The 18279-nt window shown below is 60.4% G+C and carries 20 protein-coding genes and 1 pseudogene; all 21 read right to left on the reverse strand.

All coding sequences use genetic code 11. The features are described from left to right. Window positions 1–160: 160 nt before the first annotated feature. Window positions 161–679 carry a hypothetical protein gene (locus HB634_RS05915; RefSeq protein ID WP_213947912.1) on the reverse strand — a complete coding sequence of 173 codons (519 nt, stop codon included), beginning with the start codon at window positions 677–679 and terminating at the stop codon, window positions 161–163. 87 nt (window positions 680–766) lie between these two features. Beyond that, complete coding sequence (locus HB634_RS05920; protein ID WP_213947913.1) at window positions 767–1048, reverse strand: hypothetical protein; 282 nt, start codon at window positions 1046–1048, stop codon at window positions 767–769. Beyond that, complete coding sequence (locus HB634_RS05925) at window positions 1041–1703, reverse strand: hypothetical protein (RefSeq protein ID WP_213947914.1); 663 nt, start codon at window positions 1701–1703, stop codon at window positions 1041–1043. Before HB634_RS05925 ends, HB634_RS05920 begins: the two co-directional genes overlap by 8 nt. A gap of 15 nt (window positions 1704–1718) precedes the next feature. After that, window positions 1719–2330, reverse strand: coding sequence for a hypothetical protein (locus HB634_RS05930; RefSeq protein WP_213947915.1), 612 nt, complete (start codon window positions 2328–2330; stop codon window positions 1719–1721). Between the two features lie 32 nt (window positions 2331–2362). Further along, window positions 2363–3676 (reverse strand): XVIPCD domain-containing protein, encoded by a 1314-nt coding sequence (locus HB634_RS05935; RefSeq protein ID WP_213947916.1) that lies wholly within the window; start codon window positions 3674–3676, stop codon window positions 2363–2365. A 66-nt stretch (window positions 3677–3742) separates the two neighbouring features. Further along, complete coding sequence (locus tag HB634_RS05940; protein WP_213947917.1) at window positions 3743–5053, reverse strand: XVIPCD domain-containing protein; 1311 nt, start codon at window positions 5051–5053, stop codon at window positions 3743–3745. Window positions 5054–5139: 86 nt separating this feature from the next. Then, window positions 5140–6345 (reverse strand): XVIPCD domain-containing protein, encoded by a 1206-nt coding sequence (locus HB634_RS05945; RefSeq protein WP_213947918.1) that lies wholly within the window; start codon window positions 6343–6345, stop codon window positions 5140–5142. A 17-nt stretch (window positions 6346–6362) separates the two neighbouring features. Next, entirely contained in the window at window positions 6363–7031 is a 669-nt protein-coding gene (locus tag HB634_RS05950) for a hypothetical protein (RefSeq protein ID WP_213947919.1), read from the reverse strand. 84 nt (window positions 7032–7115) lie between these two features. Then, window positions 7116–7763 (reverse strand): hypothetical protein, encoded by a 648-nt coding sequence (locus tag HB634_RS05955; protein WP_255548402.1) that lies wholly within the window; start codon window positions 7761–7763, stop codon window positions 7116–7118. Window positions 7764–8358: 595 nt separating this feature from the next. Next, window positions 8359–8748 carry a hypothetical protein gene (locus tag HB634_RS05960; RefSeq protein ID WP_213947920.1) on the reverse strand — a complete coding sequence of 130 codons (390 nt, stop codon included), beginning with the start codon at window positions 8746–8748 and terminating at the stop codon, window positions 8359–8361. Between the two features lie 222 nt (window positions 8749–8970). Then, the gene (locus HB634_RS05965) at window positions 8971–9474 is read right to left on the reverse strand and encodes a DUF4189 domain-containing protein (RefSeq protein ID WP_213947921.1); all 504 of its coding nucleotides are present in this window, start codon (window positions 9472–9474) and stop codon (window positions 8971–8973) included. Further along, on the reverse strand, window positions 9471–10040 hold the full coding sequence (locus tag HB634_RS05970; protein ID WP_213947922.1) for a type IV secretion system protein: 570 nt from the start codon (window positions 10038–10040) through the stop codon (window positions 9471–9473). The genes HB634_RS05965 and HB634_RS05970 overlap by 4 nt, the downstream gene beginning before the upstream one ends. A 52-nt stretch (window positions 10041–10092) precedes the next feature. Further along, entirely contained in the window at window positions 10093–10599 is a 507-nt protein-coding gene (locus HB634_RS05975) for a DUF4189 domain-containing protein (RefSeq protein ID WP_213947923.1), read from the reverse strand. Continuing rightward, window positions 10596–11156, reverse strand: coding sequence for a type IV secretion system protein (locus HB634_RS05980; protein ID WP_213947924.1), 561 nt, complete (start codon window positions 11154–11156; stop codon window positions 10596–10598). The genes HB634_RS05975 and HB634_RS05980 overlap by 4 nt, the downstream gene beginning before the upstream one ends. 95 nt (window positions 11157–11251) lie before the next feature. Further along, window positions 11252–11758, reverse strand: a complete 507-nt coding sequence (locus HB634_RS05985; RefSeq protein WP_213947925.1) for a DUF4189 domain-containing protein — start codon at window positions 11756–11758, stop codon at window positions 11252–11254. Next, window positions 11755–12840: a type IV secretion system protein gene (locus HB634_RS05990; protein WP_213947926.1), complete on the reverse strand. Its 1086-nt coding sequence runs from the start codon at window positions 12838–12840 to the stop codon at window positions 11755–11757. The genes HB634_RS05985 and HB634_RS05990 overlap by 4 nt, the downstream gene beginning before the upstream one ends. Before the next feature lie 80 nt (window positions 12841–12920). After that, a complete protein-coding gene (locus HB634_RS05995) occupies window positions 12921–13721 on the reverse strand; it encodes a hypothetical protein (protein WP_213947927.1) in 801 nt (266 codons plus the stop codon). A 37-nt stretch (window positions 13722–13758) separates the two neighbouring features. Continuing rightward, window positions 13759–16218: a VirB4 family type IV secretion/conjugal transfer ATPase gene (locus tag HB634_RS06000; protein WP_213947928.1), complete on the reverse strand. Its 2460-nt coding sequence runs from the start codon at window positions 16216–16218 to the stop codon at window positions 13759–13761. Window positions 16219–16276: 58 nt separating this feature from the next. Beyond that, a complete protein-coding gene (locus HB634_RS06005; protein ID WP_046966117.1) occupies window positions 16277–16591 on the reverse strand; it encodes a VirB3 family type IV secretion system protein in 315 nt (104 codons plus the stop codon). Beyond that, window positions 16584–17030 carry a TrbC/VirB2 family protein gene (locus tag HB634_RS06010; protein ID WP_063570703.1) on the reverse strand — a complete coding sequence of 149 codons (447 nt, stop codon included), beginning with the start codon at window positions 17028–17030 and terminating at the stop codon, window positions 16584–16586. Before HB634_RS06010 ends, HB634_RS06005 begins: the two co-directional genes overlap by 8 nt. 810 nt (window positions 17031–17840) lie before the next feature. Continuing rightward, window positions 17841–18272: pseudogene (locus HB634_RS23050) on the reverse strand (lytic transglycosylase domain-containing protein); the annotation flags it as partial. Window positions 18273–18279: the final 7 nt, after the last annotated feature.

The raw sequence follows: 18279 nt of genomic DNA on the forward strand, positions 1-18279 counted from the left end.
ATTCATATGGTGAGACTCATTCGGGTGTGTCGTCTTCACTGAACCTATCTCTCAGGCCCCGGTGTGTTCAGGATTCAAGCCATCAAATATTCTTCGATGTCTTTCCCGTCGACCCAGCCGCTGGCCCAGTCGCCGGCATAGTGTTTGTTGGGCTGCGGCGTCATTTGACCTTCTCTTCAGCGCTCAGGCCGATCGAAAAGGTGTGCGTAGGATCCTTGAAGTCGGCCCTGTTCAGATTGCCCGTGTTGAGGAGCTCGGTATCGCTCTCTGCATACGCGCGGTTCGAGTAATACTGCGTCACAGGCTTGTGGGCGAAGATCTGGTCTTTAGGCAACGATGCGGCGAAATCCATCTTCTTGACCCGGGCTTCCACGCCGGCGGCGACTATGGACCAATGGCAGACGCCCTTTCCGAAATAGTCTTCGTCCTGAAGCAAGTCGGCAAAAAGCTCGCCTCGGTAGGTGTCGTTTCCGATCGATACCAGCTTGAGCGGGACGCGTTTCGACGGCGGGATGGTGGCGCCCGTGACCGGCGTCATGGGGACGCAGTCCTCGTTGCTTACCCGGTAGTCGACGGTGCCATTTACCGTGTCGAACGGACCCGGGGCGTCCTCGATACGTACGGTTACTTCGTACCGCATGCGAGGATTCGGGTTGAGCTTGATCTCGGGATTGTTCATGGCAGCACCGTAAGCGGAGCAGGCAGTGAAGGAGAGCGCCGCGAGAGCGGCCTTGGTGCGAAGGGAGATCATGGGTCGCATGTGCTCCTAGCGGCTCAGGGAATGTGGAGAGTGTGCGGGTGACGCCTCTGTCTGCGACGGAGAGGCTATTGCGTGGCTGACGTCAGGCTGCTGTGCCGTGTTCTGCGCTGCGGCCTGCTGCCAATCCCGGCTGCTCTGTTCGAGGGATGTCGCGATGCCGACCTCTGTGGGGACCTCGGCGAACTTCTTGAACGGCGAGTTCGCCTCGCCCTGCACGGCGTCGCCAATCAGGAGATCCTGATAGGTGCCGGCCGCCAAGACTGCGTATTCCTGCGTTCGTTCAGTCATGGCTGCGATCCTTCGCGCTGATGTAGATGGAGAATGACGCCCCAGGGTCAGGCAGGCCTTCCTTTGTCTTGCTGCCTGTGTCGATCATCCCCTTTGGCGTGTTTTGATAGGTGGTATTGGAGAAGAAGCGACGGTCCCAACCGTCCTGGAGCAGGCGCTCCTTGTATAGGGGGGCATCAAATGTTGTCGTCTTCTCCACGGCTCTCACCGAGATTGCGACCAACGTCCAGTGGCAGACGTCGCGGCCGAAATAGTTTTCGTCTTTCAGGCCATCCATGTAGAACTCACCCTGATAGCGACCATCAGCCGAGCGCGTGAGCTGTATTGGCAAACGCCCAAAAGGAGTTACGTGAAGACCGGAAGTGGCCTGCTTCGGTGCACACTCCTTGTTCTCTATCTCGAATTGCCCTTGGGCTGTCAGAGAGTCGAATGGACCCGGAGCATTCTCCATGGCCACGGTAATCGCATAACGCATCTTCGGATGCGGATTGAGTTCGATCTTTGGGTCTTCCATGTTTCCACCACATGCAGTCAGTAAGAGACACAGGCCGGGGACGGCGACCTGCACGATCTTTCGGATGCCAGCCGAGCCGGCGTTCCGAATAGAGGCGCTAGGGACGAATCGCGCGGTAGGTTTGAAGCGATTGGTGTTCATCGAGGCGGAGGCGCGTCAGGCGCCGGTGTCCTCGGGATTCAAGCCCATCGAGTATTCCTCGATCTCCTTGCCGTCGACCCAGCCGGTGGCGCAGTCGCCGCTGTAGTGGCCATCGGGCTTGAGCGTGCAGGCGGCACCCGTGGCAGGGCGCTTCCACTCGACGGGCGTGTCGGCGCCTTTGCAGATTTCGTTAGCCTTGCATCCCTTCACCGTTTTCGTGGGAACCGCCTTGACCAGGGCGCGAACCAGCACGCCTTCCTTGCGCTGAGTCGCCTGGATGCAGAGCAACTGGTGCTCGCCGACATGGGCAACGGGCTTGGCCGAGGTCGCCTGGAAATTGTCCTCGAGCGTTGCACCCCGGGCAGCGGTGACGCCGCCGAAGGCCATGTTCGAGGTGCAGTCGTCGTTGACGTCCACGGCGGTGTTGTCGATGGTGCAGGCGACATTGCCGTACTTGTCCTTTCCGCACGTCACCTTCGAGCCCGGTGACGAGGTCTGCAGCAGGGACTGGTAGATGCGGGCATCCGGCGTCGCCGCGAGGGCGGGGGCCGAGGCGACGAGCAGCGCAGCGATCAGGCCTTGTACGGCGGCCGGCCAGCAGAAGGAGCGGTTTTTGGTGATGGTCATCGGTTGATCCACTTTCAGCTTCGGGGAGAGCATCAGACGGTCGGACTCGCAGCCTGCGACGGCGGTACCTGCGTCGGCGCGGTCGCTACAGGCTGCGGTGCCTGTGGTGCCGCGACCTGCAGGGATTGTCGACCGCTTTCTTCCAGTGACGTGTTTGCGGCCTCCTGTGTGGAGGCTTCCGCGACCTTCTTGAAAGGCGAGTTGAGCTCGCCTTGTACCGCGTAGACCTTGCTGGCGTCGTCGTTCAGCACAGCGTGATCGACGCGAGTCATACCCTCGCCAACCGCTTTCGTGGTGAGGACGCCGGCGATCTGGTCACTCCGCAGGTCCGGGGTACGCTGGTGCTCTGCGTCCAGGCGATGCACGGCGTCGCGGCTTTGCTGGTAGAGCGCGTTGTGTGGATGGCCGGTGCCGTCGAGCCGAGGCGTGGCCGCGTGCAAGGCTTCCTTGGTCGCAGGGCCTACGATGCCGTCTGGCTGCAAGCCATGGGCGCGCTGGAAGCGCTCGACTGCTGCCCTGGTGTGCGCACCGAAGTCACCGTCTGGCTGGATCTTATGGCCCTTTTCGTCCTGATAGCCGAGGTGCTGCAGCGAGGTCTGCAGGTTGCGGACAGCGTCACCCTTGTCGCCTTGGCGGAATGTGGCTTCGTGAGCGGGCGTGGCATGGGTAGGTGCGGCACGCGTCGGCGTCGAGTGGTTGGGCGTGTGTGTCGAGGGTGTCGCGTGCGTCGCACCGGAATGCGCCACGGCAGGGGCCGAGGTGGTCGGAGTATCCGACCCCTGACCATGCAGCGGTTCGCGCACACGAAACTCCGGCTTCGCACGCAGGGCGCCGACGATCTCCATGTTCTTGCCATCCCAGTAACCGCCGGGGGTGACGTTCACTTCGGCGGGTCCCGAGCCAACCTGCGAGCCGATGAAATGGATATGGCCCTCGGCGTCGTAGCCCTTGAAGATGGCGACATGCTGGCCTGAGCCGTGCTTGTCGCGGAACATCAGGACATCACCGGGTTGCAGCGACCCGTTCTTCTGGTGGGCGTCGGTACCCGGAATGACGTCGAAGTGTTTGCGCGCGTAATCCGTCGGCGTGTTGCCCTGGAACAGGTCGTGCGTGCCGAACGGCGCGGCGGGAACGCCATAGCCTGCGTCATGCATGCCGCGCCAGACGAAGGACGAACAGTCGACCCCGAGACGGCCGTCGTGGTCGTTGTCCTGCTCGGTACGGCTGCTATCGGTATGGCCATCGCCGCCATGGTTGCGCAGCGACATGTCCGGGCGGCCGTACTCATACTGGCGGCCGGACTTGAGGAAATGTTCGTTGGCTTCGGTGTAGATGTCGCGGCTCATACGGTGTCTCCATCGAGGAGCGCCAGGTGGCGCGGCGTATAGCGAGATGTCACGGCGTCCATGCGCTTAGCGACCCTGCGCCGGTGTGTCAGGCGCGTGCGGTGGCGGAGCGGCATCCTGGGTCTGTCGTCGGCTTTCTTCGGCGGGGGCAGCGGCGGGCGGTGGCGTTATCGCGATCGCGGCCCCGCTCTGTTCGATCGGCGTATTGACGGCCTTCGCCGTATCGACTTCGGCCGTGCGTTTGAGAGGGGAGGTGAGGTCGCCTTGCACGGCGTACGCCCGACTCCCGTCGTCACTCAGCAGGACGTGATCGATCCTCGTCAGGCCCTGGCGTTTCGCTTCGGCGGTGACGGCCCCGGCGAGCTGGTCGCTCTGCTTGTCGGGTGTGCGCCCGACCTGCGCATCCAGCGCGTGCACAGCGGCACGCGCCTGTTCGTACATCGCGTGGTCTGGGTGCATGGGACTGTCCAGCCGCCCCGACTGCGCAGCACGCTGGATGGCGTCCTGGTGCTTGGCCTGAGCGATGGCTTCCATTGTGCGCGGGCCCGCCACGCCGTCGGCTGGCAGGTGATGATCGCGCTGGAACGCTTCGACCGCGGCACGCGTGCCCGGACCGAACTTGCCGTGGGTGTGAAGTTCGCCATGATGCGCATCGGTATAGCCAAGTCGGGCCAGGCTGCCCTGAAGCAGACGCACGTCTTCACCGCTAGCGCCCTCCTTGAGCAGGGCGGCCTTGTCCGCGTCGGGTGTCGGATGCACGGGCTGCGGCTGGCCGACGTGGCCCTCGGCGAGGCGATGCATCACCTCGGGTGTGAGGCGCTGCTTCCAGTCCTCGAAACGGTGCTCGCGATCTTCCAGGCCGTTGTACTTGCCGTTGACGGCTTTGGTCGCCGCACGGACGTCCTCCCTGGCGCTTTCCGGTACACGGTTCTCCCAGTACCAGACGGCGATCTTCGATGCGTGCTGCGGGTCGGCTGCCAGCTCCGGATGCTTGACCAGGTCGAGGTCGAGAGCCTCGCCAGCGGCGCGATAGTTATCCTTGCCGGTAAGTTGAATATAGCCGCGGCCGTGGTATTTCCAGCCGTCACCCGGTTCGTCGTTGCCGTTGCGGCCGCCGTACATCAGCTCAGCCAGCTGTTCGGGCTTGCCCATCAGGGCCTGCTTGCGCGCCACATCCAGCGTGTCGGGGCCTTCGCGCCACGCCGACTGCACGGGAATCTGCGAGATATTTCGCGTATAGCGAAAGCTCTCCTCGAGCCGGTTGAGCCCGTTGGATTCATGAGTGACCTGGGCCATGAAGTTGGCCAGCTCCCTCGGGTTGGTGATGCCCGCCGCTGTAGCGTCGGTTAAAACCTGGGTTTCACGATCAATCGCCATGTGTAGCTCCTGGTTGACTCACTTGCCTTGAAGCATCCCCTGGCTTGGCAAATCCGCCGTCCGTGGCGGAAGCCGTTAAAGATGGATCAGTGGCTTGGTCCTGAAACGTGCGGCGCGAGGGGCTGTGGCTGCTGTTGCGCGGGCTGCGCCACTTGCGGCGCCTGTTCCTGTAAAGCGGTGCGGGAAAGCTGCTCATCGGCGACCTGCGTGCTCTGCGCCAACGGGGTATTCAATCCACGTAGCACATCGACCTCGGCGAACGACTTGAACGGAGAGTTCAGATCGCCCTGCACCGCATAGAGTTTGCTGGCGTCGTCGTTGAGCACCACGTGATCGATGCGGTTCATCTGCGCCGTCACGGCGGATGCCGTCAAAGATCCCGCCAGCTGTCCGCTCTGAAGTGTCGGCTCACGGCCGTGCTCGCGATCGATACGGTGCACGCCAGCCTCCGCCTGCGAGTACATGCCGTGTGCCTGGTGTTTTGGATCGGCGAGGGTGGTAGCCGTTGGCCTCTGTTGGGCTTCCTTCAGGGCGTCCAGCGTCTTCGGGCCGGCGACGCCATCGTCCTTGAGTTGGTGGTCGCGCTGGAAGGCTCTCAGCGCTAGTTCGGTGTTCCCGCCGAACTTGCCGTCGGTGCCCAAGGGCGTACCGTCAGGGCTGGTGTAGCCTAGCTTCTGCAGTGACGTCTGGAGTTCAGTCACGTGGGTGCCTTCGCCACCCTTGCGGAGATGGTCGCCCTGCAGCTGTGGCTGTCCATGAGTCGGCCCATGCGCCTTGCCTGGACCCTGGACGTGTTCGGGCTCCGCGCGACCTTCTGCCAGGGCGATGCCCTTGCGCATGGTCGGCCCGTTAGCGATGTCGATTAGATTCTTGGCGTAGTCCGGGTCGGTGGCATAGCCGGCGGCCTGCAGAGCCTGAGCTTCCTTTACAAGGTTACCCTTCACGCCGGGATTGAGAAGCCCGTGCTTGGCGTACGTAGGGTTCTCCTGGACAAACTTGATCCGATCCTTGATCGAGGCCTCGTACGAGTCGTAGACGCGGAATTTCGCGTCTTCCATGACCTTGTGCCGGTTCCTGAATTCCGGCACTTCGAATGTCTTCGACTCGCCATGCCAGCTGGGGTCAGCCTTGATGTTGTAGAGATTATTCGTGCCGTGCAGAACCTTCTGCCCCCAACCCGTCTCTGCTGCAGCCTGCGCGAGAAGCAGTTCCGCCGAGACGCCGGTTTCGTCAGCGACCTTACGTACGGAAGGGTAGATGTCGGCAATGAATTGCTGTTGTGGTGTCGTCATGGCTACGGTCCTTGTGGTTACTTCGACGCATGAGCGGGGAGGGTCGCCGTGAACGGAATCCGCTTATTGGGATCGCTCATGAGGAAGTACTGGCCGGAGATCTTGATCTGACCTTTTTCCTCATGAAAACCCTCGTTACCCTTGTCGACCCACGACGAGTAACCAGCGTCCACGCCGGGAACGTCCGCATCCTGGTTCGCGACGATCTTGCCGGTCGTGGGGGAAAGCTCAACCACGTTCAGCAGCGTCTGCGAGATCGATGATCGCTGGCTGGTATCGCTCTGCACCAGAACGAATAGCGAGCCACCCATCGCGAAACAGTGCGTGGCGCGATTCTGATACCAGTCCGAGGGCAGCGGAATGGCCGTGATCCAGCGCGGCTGCTGTGTCTTGGCATCCTTGAAGTAGACGACGGCGCGACCGTCAAGGCCTTCCTTGGTGGCGTCTCCGGCAACACATTCGCCGCCCTCGATCGGCGCGGAGCCGTATGCGGTGAAATCCTTCGGTAGCTTCGCCGCGGCCGGCAGCTTGGTCGCAAGAGGCAAGGCCTCGGACGCGTGTGCGAGAAGGGGAAGGACAGCCAGCTGAGCAGCCAGGGCACCCGCGAGCAGGAGCTTGCTCATTCGGCGAGATGCGCGCAGGGGCGCGTCGCCGGCATGCGTCGGGTTAGAACGGTCAATCGTCATGTGTAACTCCTGTTTGATTTTCGGGGTGGCTTTGCTTCCTGCTGGCCGATCCCGCCATCCGGGCGGGGTGTTGCATTCTGTGCGTTAGGGCAGTGCTACTTCCGGGAGCTTGCCGGGATCGAAATCGGCGAAGGACACTGTGCCGAGCTCCTTCGCGGTCAGGTCGACGTGCTTTTCCTTGTCGGTGTCCGTATCGAACACCTTGCGAACCGCTGAGGAGATAAACCAGTCCTTCTTAGCACCTACGTATGTGAAGGTGTACTCATCCGTCCAGCGTTCGCGGCTACCGCCACCGATCACGATCGTGAACTGACCTTTACCTATGCGCGAATACGCATAGGGATCTCCAGCCACGCCGCCGCAAAGGGAGCAGGGGACGATGAGGATGTTCGCGGATGCCCTATGAAGCTGACCTGCCTCATCGCGTAAAAGGAGAACGACGTGGCGAGAGGGGCCTTGGCCTAGCTTCTCCGTGCTTGTCTGTGGCGGATCCAGCACCAGCAGCACGTCGGACCGGCCCTCACCGGTTAGATCGCCCCTGACAGACTCGAAAACCTTCGCGCCACCGGTCGCGAACGCTGTCAGGTCGTTCATAGCGTTTCCTTTTGCTGGCGTCGAAACATTCGGAGTGGACTGAGGCCGCGCGTATGGATTGGCGCTTTGCGCACTGACCGTCGTGACGATGCCAAAACCGGTCAGCAGGAGCAATCGAAGTGTGCTTTGAATCTTCATGGATGTGCCGTTTCTTCCTACAGGGTGGAACTTCGTGGGTTTGTCATCGACCGCCGCCCCTACGCTGAGGATGTGTTCGCGCTAACTCCTAGTGGAACATGGGTGCTTCCTGTCCCGTCCCCGGTCCCTTCCAGACGCCCTGGCCAACGCCCGGGCAGATTAAGTACCACTCCTTGAGCGACGCGTAATCGTCAGGTGTCCATGGGCGACCATAGGGTGCATTGGGCGGATCACACGTCGGATCGGTCCAAACAGTTGCGGCGGCCGCTGATATGGGGATCCAGCAGCGTAAAGGATTGATCTGACCGTAAGTGCAGAACACGAACGGATCGCCCGCGCGATAGGTGAGTAGCTGAGCGCTGGCAGGGCCTGCGAACATAGCCATCGCGAGGAACATCCACTTTGTCATCTTGGCATCCTTGTTTTTACTTGAAAGTTCACTGTTCGATGTAGAGCAGCGCGGTGCTCGGCGTGACGGCAGCAACCTGATTACCGCGGAAGTTCGATGGGAAGACTGCAGCCGGAGTAAAACACCCAGCAACCGGAAACCCCATCTCGGTCGCACCTGGCCAGTCCTTCCGAAATCGCGGCCTTCTCATTGCTGCCATCCGAGGGCACGGCGGCAGCGCCTGGTTTCCGATCCCAGCCACGCACATCCCACTAACAACGCAAGGTAGCTGACTGCGCAGAGGAACGATTCAGCTTTCATTGCTACTTTCCACCGACCTCCATACTGCTGAGTGCTCGGAGTGTTCGAGCGCTGGCCCCAAGACCCATCCGGCTGCCCCTGCGGCCTTGGCTTGCTACCAGCACCCTGGAACACCGAGTAAGTAAGCGCGCTACCCAGCGTGCCCTGGAAGAACATCGCCGCCATCGGTGGCACGGAAACAATCAGGATCGAAAGCAGCAGTGCCATCGAAAACATCGTGCCTATGCCGTAAATCAGCCATCGTTTGAACAGATCCTTCGTCTGGTCGAAGCTCATGCAAGTGACGAACAGGACGACGAGATGTACGAAGACCCTTCTTTTCATCGGCTCATTTTAACTAGCAATCCCTAGACTCTTTAGCTGCTACTTGACCCATTGTCTTAACTACCGAGGAACGCGATCGGCAACCTGGCGCAGGACCGCTGTCGGTTAACCGTCTACAGTCCTTTGCATTTCGATTGAAGAGCTCCACTTTCTGGGAACTTGGCAACACTTCAATTACAGCGGCACCTCGATAGGCAAGCTGCAGGCCGAGTAATAGACATGGCAATTCGTGTCTTCCTCGTTGCACTTATCCATGGCACGTCGCTCAGCCTGTTTGAGGTTGACGTCCCCTTTCGAATTCATCAACTTGTTGCCGAATACCAGTGCCACGCATCCATTGCCGTAGGCGATCTCAGTTTGGCAGTTGACGCCTCCCTTTTTCCTGCAATCTGCCAACGCAGCGTTCACCGATCCTTCGGGAGTAGAAATGTCTATCGACGTTCCCATTATCCCTTTTGACGTGTCGGTCGCGATTGCCTGCCACTGTGAACGCCAGCCCGAAGGCACATGAATTGGTAGCGAGGCCTGATCCTCAGCGTTCCCGCTAGGTATAGGCACGCACGTCTGCCAGCCTTGACCTTGCTGAGGGTACTGTCCCGGAGGGCAGCCTCCCTCTGCGTGAGCCAAGCCCACGCAACAGATGAGAAGGAAAATTGTCGCGACAAAGTTTCGCGTCATGATGTGCGCCTAGATGTGCCTTGCTTGACAGTCTCTTGTTGCGTCGGGGCCTGGGTGCCGGAAGAAACCCTCGTCGTGAATGAACCCAAAGAGTGGTTGCCCTCCTGACCTACATACTGCTGAGTGCTCGGAGTGTTCGGGCGTTGGCCCCAAGACCCAGCCGGCTGCCCCTGCGGCCCAGGCTTGCTACCAGCACCCTGGAACACCGAGTAAGTAAGCGCGCTACCCAGCGTGCCCTGGAAGAACATCGCCATCGGTGGCACGGAGACAATCAGGATCGAAAGCAGCAGACCGATACCGCCTTGCTGCATGGCGACGCTGGTCAGACCTTCGGTGCTGTTACCCATGATCGAATTGATGATCTTTGCGCCCCAAAGGGCCGCGCTGACGCGGATGGTGAGTCCGAGCACCATGCTGGCCACCACACTGAGCAGGGCCATCGAGAAGATCGTGCCTATGCCGTACATAAGCCATCGTTTGAACAGGTTCTTCGTTTGGTCAAAGATCATGCAGGTGACGGACAGGGCGACGAAATGTACGAAGCCCCTTCTTTTCATCCGGCTCATTTTAATTAGCAATCCCTGGACTCTTTAGCCGCTACTTGACCCATTGTCGTAACTACTGAGGAACTTCAATTGGCAAGCTGCACGCCGAGTAGTACACGTGGCAGTTTGTATCGTCCGTGTTGCACTGTGCCATCGCACGTTTCTTGGCCTCCGTTTCGTTTGGGCCACCTTTCGCGTTCTTATAGGCGTTGCCAAATACCATTGCGACGCAACCATTTGCGTATGAGATGTCCACCTTGCAACTGTCGCCGCCTTTGGACCGGCAGTCAGAAATAGCCGCGGCTTCAGCGGTTTCCCAGCTTACTTTGTCGGCCGAGGTGCCCATTATTCCTTTCGTCGTGTCAGTCGCGATTGCTTGCCACTGATCAAGCCACTTGGACGGGACGTGGACGGGTTGGGCCCCGCGCGGCGCTGCTTCCGAATTCGGAATTGGCACGCAGGTCTGCCAGCCCTGCCCTTGCTGCGGATACTGTCCGGGTGGGCAACCGCCCTCTGCGTGGACAACGTTCATGCAACTGAGCATCAGTAGAACGAGGAGGAACAAGATGTTTTTTTTCATGGCGTGTACCTAGATGCATCTTGCTTAACGGCTTCTTGTTGTGCAGGACCCTGTGGCGCGGCTACGCGAGTGGCAAAGCCACCCAGGGCGCTGTGCGGCTGCTGACCGGTGTGCTGCTGTTCCGGAGGCGGCAGAGAGCGTTGTGACCAAGATCCAGCCGGCTGCCCCTGCGGCCCAGGCTTGCTACCAGCACCCTGGAACACCGAGTAAGTAAGCGCGCTACCCAGCGTGCCCTGGAAGAACATCGCCGCCATCGGTGGCACGGAAACAATCAGGATCGAAAGCAGCAGACCGATACCGCCTTGCTGCATGGCGACACTGGTCAGACCTTCGGTGCTGTTACCCATGATCGAATTGATGATCTTTGCGCCCCAAAGGGCCGCGCTGACGCGGATAGTGAGTCCGAGCACCATGCTGGCCACTACGCTGAGCAGGGCCATCGAGAAGATCGTGCCTATGCCGTACATAAGCCATCGTTTGAACAGATCCTTCGTCTGGTCGAAGATCATGCAAGTGACGAACAGGACGACGAGATGTACGAAGACCCTTCTTTTCATCGGCTTATTTTACCCGGCACTCTATGGACTCTTTAGCTTCCATTTGATCCCTCGTCGTAACTATTGTCATGAGCGCTTCCGTGACGCGCCACTCTTCACAGGGGGACCTCGATCGGAAGGCTGCATTCCGAGTAGTACACGCGGCAGTTTGTGTCATCTGACTGGCACTGTGACATGGCCAGCTTCTTTGCCTCGTTCTGATTTTCGGAAGCTTTTACGTTCATGAACTTGCTTCCGACCACCATCGCGACGCAGCCGTTAGAAATTGAGATCTCTATACGGCAATCGACACCGCCCTTGGTCCGGCAGTCGGACATTGCCGCCGCCTCAGCTTCGGGGCCGGAAATCTTGTCGATCGACTTACCAAGGACGCCGTGCGGCGTATCCGTTGCGACAGCTTGCCATTGATCGCGCCAGGTTGACGGCACATGCGTAATCTGGCTTGCGCCGTTGTTGCTGCTTGCGTTGGGTATCGGGACGCATGTTTGCCATCCTTGCCCCTGCTGCGGATATTGACCGGGAGGACATCCACCCTCCGCGTTCGCTACATTCAAGAGAATCGATGCGGCAAGAAGAACTAGTGCAATGATTGTTTTAGTCATGGTGCTGGTCTTTGAGTTGCTTGCTTGACGGTATCGTGATGAAGAGGTGCCTGGGAGCCGGAGACGCGTGTAGCGAAACCGCCAGCATCGTGACGAAGTTCAGGGCTGCTATTCGTTTGCATCGACGGCGTCGCTTTCCTGTCCGCCCACGATCCAGCCGGCTGCCCCTGCGGCCCTGGCTTGCTACCAGCACCCTGGAACACCGAATAAGTAAGCGCGCTACCCAGCGTGCCCTGGAAGAACATCGCCGCCATCGGTGGCACGGAAACAATCAGGATCGAAAGCAGCAGACCGATACCGCCTTGCTGCATGGCGACGCTGGTCAGGCCTTCGGTGCTGTTACCCATGATCGAATTGATGATCTTCGCGCCCCAGAGAGCCGCGCTGACGCGGACAGTGAGCCCGAGCACCATGCTGGCCACTACGCTGAGCAGGGCCATCGAGAAGATCGTGCCTATGCCGTACATCAGCCATCGTTTGAACAGGTCCTTCGTCTGGTCGAAGATCAAGCACAGGATGAAGAGTGGCCCGAGGCCGATGAACAGAGCAATAGCGAACTGATAGAGCAACAACATGGCGCCAGCGGTCATCGGCGGGCTGGCAGTGCCGAAGGTGGCGATCCAGTTGGAACGATCCTTGGCGGTCTGCATTTCGACATCGCCAGGTATCACCTGCACGGCATTGATCGTGCTGAGCGCGAGCTGCGTATACGCCAGGTTTTCGTCGATCGCATCCGCCGTCGTCTGGTTTGCGTTCCCCGTAAAGAGCTGGTGGATCTCCATATCAAGGTCAGTCGTCAGGAATGTGTGGAGGTCACGCCCCGCCAGCGCCATGGTGGTGGCAGCAGCGACGACGACCACGATGCGACCCATGTTGATCACCACTTCCATCAGCGATTCGCGAGAGCGGCCGGTGGCGATACGAAAGCCTTGCACGATGATCCATAGCGTGACCAAGGTCAGCGCTATGGCGCTGGCCCAGGTCATCATCCGCTTCATGAGATCCATGCCGAACTCGGCAATCTGGTCGTTGAGATAATCGTAGACGAGACGGTAGTAAACGTAATCCGCAATATTTGGCATTTTTGCCTATTTCCAGTGCCGGGCAGGTTGACCTTGCCGCGAAGCGTGGCTCCCGTCGGGAGCCACTCCATGATCCATTCTTACTTCGGTGTGAACGCCGCTTTGAGGGCGGCCACGTTGACCAACGTTCCCAACGCGCTCGGCTCGCCGTTCATGGCGCGGCGCGAAAGCGTGGATTGCATCTTCATCAGCATTTCGATCTGCAAGTCGGACTGCTTCATGTCCGACTCCCAGTGCTCGCGAGCCGTGGCGAGATTGGTTCCGTAACGGTTCACTTCGGCGTCGTTGGAGGCAAGGTTTCCGGGCGATGACCCCACCTCTGTGATGCGCTGCTTCTGGATATCGAGCAGGTTCTGGCTCTGCGAGGCGACGTAAAGCAGGTAATCCACCGAGGTGTTGTACTTTCGGTTCTTGGTCATGGCGATCATCTGGCAAAGCTGTGTCTGCTGTTTGATCACATCACCGCCCATGTCTGGCAGGAACGACGACAGCGCACTCGTGATGTCACCGGCCAGACCGCCACTGACGCCCGGACACTCGTCCTTTACCCCGTAATCGTCGGGGATGCGCTTGAATTGGTTGGTCGCGGCAAACAGTTGGAGGTTGAATGTCGAAAGCTTTGAATAGACGCTCTGCCAGTAGGCAACCTCCGACTGGTAATGCGCAATCGTGTCGGAATACTGTTTGACCGTATCGGCCCAGCGACCCGCCTGTAGACCGTATTCAGTGGCCGCGTTCGTCACGGCCGTGACATCCTCGACGAGCCACTGCGCATGAGCTTGTTGGGTGTATGCGCCCACGGCCAGCGTGAGGGAAGCGCTAAGCAAGATCTGCGGCAGGCGTCGGGCCAGGGATCTGCGCAGGGATGTCGTCGGGCTCATGGTGTGTATTCCGTATTCAATGTATTCGCAGGGATGATCAGGCTGCACGCCTTGAAGAACCCGGCGACGGCCGCGAGGGTCCCTTGCCGCTTCCCTTGCGGCTTTCGTAGAACGTTTCGAGCCACTGTTCGGGGCGCAGCGCGTCGGTGGAGACACCTTCGGCTTCCGCGCGCACCTGCAGCACTTCGTGCATGATTTCGATGTTGTCTGTCGATGCAGAGATCACCGCCAGGGCATCGTCCATGCCGCGCAGGTTGAGCTGGCAGACGGCGGATCCGTGACCCTGCTTGACCAGGAAGCAGCGCGACCGTTCGTCGAGGCTGACGACCACGTTGTACTCGGCATCAGTCAGCTTCAGGCCTTCGACATAGTCTTCGCGGCTGGCGTTGGGGTTGGGCAGGAGGATCATGGTCGCGGTCTGCTCCACGAGGGCGGAGGCGATATCGCTGGCCAACGCGTCCTCGGGACTCTGGGTGGCGAAAATGCCCATACCGTTCTGCTTACGAATGGTCTTCTGCTTGTTCTTGGCGAATTCCTTCAGGCCACCCTTGCCGTCGAGAATCTTCCAGAATTCGTCCATGACGTAGATCAGGCGACGACCGTCGATCAACTCTTCCAGGCGGTGCAGGAGGTAGTTGATGACCGGGGCGCGGACCTCCGGGTTGTCGATGATGTCCGTGTAGTCGAAGCCGATGATGTTGGCTTTGCTGAGATCGACGGTGTCACGAGGATTATCGAAGACCCAGCCCAGCGCGTTGCCCGCGGTCCACTTGCGCATACGGATAAAGATGCCATCGTCGCCAAGATTCGGCAGGCTCTTCTGAAAGTTGGTCATGTTGCGCAGGTGCATCGGCGTGTCGAGCATGCTTTCGACGGCGCGGAAGATGTCTTCTTCCTCGCGCGAGCTGTAGATGCTTTTGCCGGCCAATACCTTGATCAGGTTGCCAAGGAACTGCACGTTCTCTTCAGTGCGCTCGCACTGGAACGGGTTGAAGCCGGTGGGCTTGCCGTTTTCCAGGGCGAGGTAGTTGCCGCCGCACGCGCGCACGAAGATCTCGGCACCGCGGTCCTTATCGAAGAAGAAGATCGTCGGTGCCGGGTCGAGCTTCTGTACCTGGCTGAGCAGGAAGTTGATCAGCGCCGTCTTACCGGTACCGGACTTACCGATGACCATGGTGTTGGCGATGGCCTTCTCACCCAGCGAGTTCTCGGCGGGGTGGGTGGCGTGGAAGTTAAAGTAGTACGGCTGGCCGTTCGTCGTCTGCAACGTAGTGACACAGTCGCCCCAGGGATTCTGGTCCTTCTTGCCGGTCGCGAAGTTATGCAGCGGCGACAGGCCGAGGAAGTTGAGCGAGCTGACGTTGGCCAGGCGCGTGCGGTACTTCCAGTTCCCGGGGAACTGGGCATAGAAGGCTGATGTGACCGCGAGATCTTCCTTCACCGTCACGAAGCCTGCGTTGGACAGTTCGGCGCGGGTCGTGGCGATCTGCTGCGAAAGCGCTTCCTGGCTTGGCGCATAGATCGCGATGGTGAAATGATACTCACCCAGGACGAAGTTGCCGGACGCCAGTTGGTCCATGGCGTGGTCAAGCTCGATGATCTGGCTCACGGCTTTGTCGCCCGAGGACACCATCATGCCCTTGGTGCGATCGAGCGCCTTGAGCGCGTCCTGGCGACCCATGGGCGTGAACGAGTGGGTGATGACGTACTCGAAATCGAGGAACTTCAGGCCGTTGAGGATGCCCGGATACGTGGCATCCACATATTCCTTCAGGTTGAGGATCGCCCCGAAATGATTGGCGCCGTTAGGCGTCGTCAGCACGAAGTCGCCAGTCTTCGCCGAGAAGCGCTGGCGGCTGACGGGAAGGTAGTCGTAGACAGGCGCCTTGAGCACCGGCACGGGCTCGTCAATGCGGTTAAGGATGAACCCGAATAGCTCGAGCACCTCCGAAAACACGATGCCGTTGGGTGCCTCGTACATGCCAAGGCGCGTCGGTGCATAGTCCTTGAGCACGGCCTCGATATTGCCGGCGAGCTCGAGTATTTGGGTGATCGCCTGGGCCTGCTCGGACTCGAGGCGGCTCACATCGGCGCTCTTCTCCGCAAATGCCTTGCCGCTCACGACCGGACGATAAATCATCGTCAGGTAGAGCTCGTTCTGCATCAGCTTCTGCGTGGACAGCGCCTCGTAGTACGCGTCCGACAGCGTCTGGTTGAACGCCTCGCCAAACTTCGACTTGTTACGGATACCACGGCGCCGACGGATATCGTGGACCCAGAACGCCACGTTCGTGTAGTCGGGTGCGCGCAGTGTTTGCAGCATGCGATTGAAGCTGTTGTGACGGTGCTCCAGCTCCCACTCCTCGCGACCGACGAAGGGCAGTCCCCCGAGACGCCAGGTCAACAGGAAGTCGCCACCCCTCGTCTTCACCACCGAAGGCGAGACGTGGGTGGATAGGGTGATGTGCGTCGAGATGGGAGCGTCTGGAGTGAACATGGTCGTCGGTACCGGGTGAACGGGAAGGCCCTGGCACGGTGTGCCAGGGCGGCTGTCCTTACTTGCGCTTCTTTTCCTTGGACGCGTCGCGGTAGTTGTTCGGCGTGAATACCCACATTCCGTCGTGCTCGGGCACATTCCGTACCAGTGTCTTGAACCTCAGGCGTAGCGCGAGCAGCCGGAAGATCATTTCATCGCGACGCGCCATCTGGCGCATCACGAAGACCGATACGGGAATGAGCAGCAGGAACCAGAAGTTGAAGTACATCGCCAACAACAGACCCGTGCCCGTACCCATGAAGAAAGGGATATAAGGCACGCCCATGAACATGGGCGGTCGGGTGCAGCCGCGAAACAGCGCGTTCTTATGCATGGATATGGATGAAGTGCATCGCTACATTCATGGCATCGATCAGCAAGCCGGCAGTGCTGCTGCCGCCGCTGCTCTGGGTGCATGCCGAGGCACCACTGCCACTGCCGTTGCCGCCCACGACCATCTTGGCGACCTGAGCCGCTGCGCCGATCATCACGCCACCGATCAGGGCCGGAGCCACGTCAGCGATGCGCTTGTGCGCGAAGGCGATGCCATAGCCGGAGAAGATCACCGCGATCGTCACGACGACGATGGATGCAGCGTTGAGCAGTGAGTTGATGTCCTGGAAGAAGCCGCACACCTTGGTGCCGGTCTCGCCGACCTGCGCGAGCGCAAGGCTCGGGATCATCAGGGCGGCCACAAGGGCGAACGTGCCGATGGCGTTCATCAGCGGCTTCTTGGACGTGGCAAACGCCTTGGACAGGGAGGGCAGGGCCATCACGAGGTTCCTCTTTACAGTTCAGATAGAGACGGCAGATGCCGCCGGACGAAGGACGGGGCCGCGGCGCGGACCCGGGTTGCGGTGGCCCGAAGGCCGACGTGACGAGGCAGGGACTCCGTCACGTGTAGGGGTGGCATGAGGTCAGAACACGAAGGCGCCATCGCTGCCTCCGTTGCGTAGATCGGCCGGGTCCTGGCGTGGGCCAGGTTGCACAACCGGTGTGACGGTTCCCTGGGTGGGCGCGGCGTCATGTGGGCCGCGGACCTGGGGTACGAAGATAGTGGGATCACCCGCCTGTGGCGGCGCTTGCGCCGGAGCGCTTCCTGTCGCATTGGCCGACACGCCGATCTGGGACATGACGGCGGCCGTGGTGGGGTCGGTACGGATTCGGCCTGGCTGTTTGCTCAGGTCGACCTGAGGTAACCGAGCGCCAACCTGGGACAGCGCGGCCGCCGTGGCCGGGTCGGTCGGAATCGGTCCGAGCGGCGCGTCAGGCGTGGGCGTCAATACCGGGTTCGTGACCGGGACGACGCCGGCAGGCAACGTCTGCACGGGCACGCTCTGCGCCTGCGCGAGCATCTGGGACCGCGCTAGCGACGTCGTCTCTGGCGCCCCCGTGCCGGTTGCCGACGCAACGGTTGGTCCGATGACCGATGCGGCGGCGGCGTCGACGACGCGGCGCATGGCGACGCGGTAAGCGGGGCCGTCGGTGGTGATGCCGGTGACACCATTGCCAACGCTGACGACCCGCACGGGGATCTTGGTCGCTTCGAGCGGGATCGCCTGGGCACCGGCGACCATTCCGCTCTTCGCCATCGAATTGAAAATGCGCTGGACGTAACCGTCCTGGTACCCGGTCGTGAAGTTGCCTGAGTAATAGCAACTGAAGGCCTTGCCCCAATCCTTGCCCGCGCTGGCATAGCACTGGGCGAGAATCTGCGAGCCGGCGCTCAGGTTGGGGCAATATTCGAAAGCCTTTTCATAGCTATCCAGACCGTACTTGCCGAGGTTCGCGCGATTCACCTGAGCGACGCCCAGCGAGTAGTTGTAGCCGTTCTTTTCCAGCATGCGAACGGTGGCGACGGCTTCAGGAAGGTTCTGTGGTTGGCGCACGAGCTTGCCGCCCACGACGCCGATGGCGTAGGGGTTGTGGCTCGACTCCACGTTGACGACGTGCTGCATCACCTCGGCCGGTACGGCAAGGTTTTGACAGCCCATCATTTCCATTCCTGGTACCACCTTTGAA

Source organism: Luteibacter sp. dw_328, from assembly GCF_018449605.1.
In the GTDB taxonomy this organism is placed as follows: domain Bacteria; phylum Pseudomonadota; class Gammaproteobacteria; order Xanthomonadales; family Rhodanobacteraceae; genus Luteibacter.

Coding starts and splice junctions, on each gene's coding strand:
- HB634_RS05915 (WP_213947912.1), bottom strand. CDS start 679: ATGAACAATCCCGAGATCAAGCTCAACCCGAATCCTCGCATGCGGTAC.
- HB634_RS05970 (WP_213947922.1), bottom strand. CDS start 10,040: ATGAGCCGGATGAAAAGAAGGGGCTTCGTACATTTCGTCGCCCTGTCC.
- HB634_RS05965 (WP_213947921.1), bottom strand. CDS start 9,474: ATGACGCGAAACTTTGTCGCGACAATTTTCCTTCTCATCTGTTGCGTG.
- HB634_RS05925 (WP_213947914.1), bottom strand. CDS start 1,703: ATGAACACCAATCGCTTCAAACCTACCGCGCGATTCGTCCCTAGCGCC.
- HB634_RS05920 (WP_213947913.1), bottom strand. CDS start 1,048: ATGACTGAACGAACGCAGGAATACGCAGTCTTGGCGGCCGGCACCTAT.
- HB634_RS05950 (WP_213947919.1), bottom strand. CDS start 7,031: ATGACGATTGACCGTTCTAACCCGACGCATGCCGGCGACGCGCCCCTG.
- HB634_RS05975 (WP_213947923.1), bottom strand. CDS start 10,599: ATGAAAAAAAACATCTTGTTCCTCCTCGTTCTACTGATGCTCAGTTGC.
- HB634_RS05930 (WP_213947915.1), bottom strand. CDS start 2,330: ATGACCATCACCAAAAACCGCTCCTTCTGCTGGCCGGCCGCCGTACAA.
- HB634_RS05985 (WP_213947925.1), bottom strand. CDS start 11,758: ATGACTAAAACAATCATTGCACTAGTTCTTCTTGCCGCATCGATTCTC.
- HB634_RS06000 (WP_213947928.1), bottom strand. CDS start 16,218: ATGTTCACTCCAGACGCTCCCATCTCGACGCACATCACCCTATCCACC.
- HB634_RS05945 (WP_213947918.1), bottom strand. CDS start 6,345: ATGACGACACCACAACAGCAATTCATTGCCGACATCTACCCTTCCGTA.
- HB634_RS06010 (WP_063570703.1), bottom strand. CDS start 17,030: ATGGCCCTGCCCTCCCTGTCCAAGGCGTTTGCCACGTCCAAGAAGCCG.
- HB634_RS05940 (WP_213947917.1), bottom strand. CDS start 5,053: ATGGCGATTGATCGTGAAACCCAGGTTTTAACCGACGCTACAGCGGCG.
- HB634_RS05935 (WP_213947916.1), bottom strand. CDS start 3,676: ATGAGCCGCGACATCTACACCGAAGCCAACGAACATTTCCTCAAGTCC.
- HB634_RS05990 (WP_213947926.1), bottom strand. CDS start 12,840: ATGCCAAATATTGCGGATTACGTTTACTACCGTCTCGTCTACGATTAT.
- HB634_RS05980 (WP_213947924.1), bottom strand. CDS start 11,156: ATGAAAAGAAGGGTCTTCGTACATCTCGTCGTCCTGTTCGTCACTTGC.
- HB634_RS05995 (WP_213947927.1), bottom strand. CDS start 13,721: ATGAGCCCGACGACATCCCTGCGCAGATCCCTGGCCCGACGCCTGCCG.
- HB634_RS06005 (WP_046966117.1), bottom strand. CDS start 16,591: ATGCATAAGAACGCGCTGTTTCGCGGCTGCACCCGACCGCCCATGTTC.
- HB634_RS05960 (WP_213947920.1), bottom strand. CDS start 8,748: ATGAGCTTCGACCAGACGAAGGATCTGTTCAAACGATGGCTGATTTAC.
- HB634_RS05955 (WP_255548402.1), bottom strand. CDS start 7,763: ATGAAGATTCAAAGCACACTTCGATTGCTCCTGCTGACCGGTTTTGGC.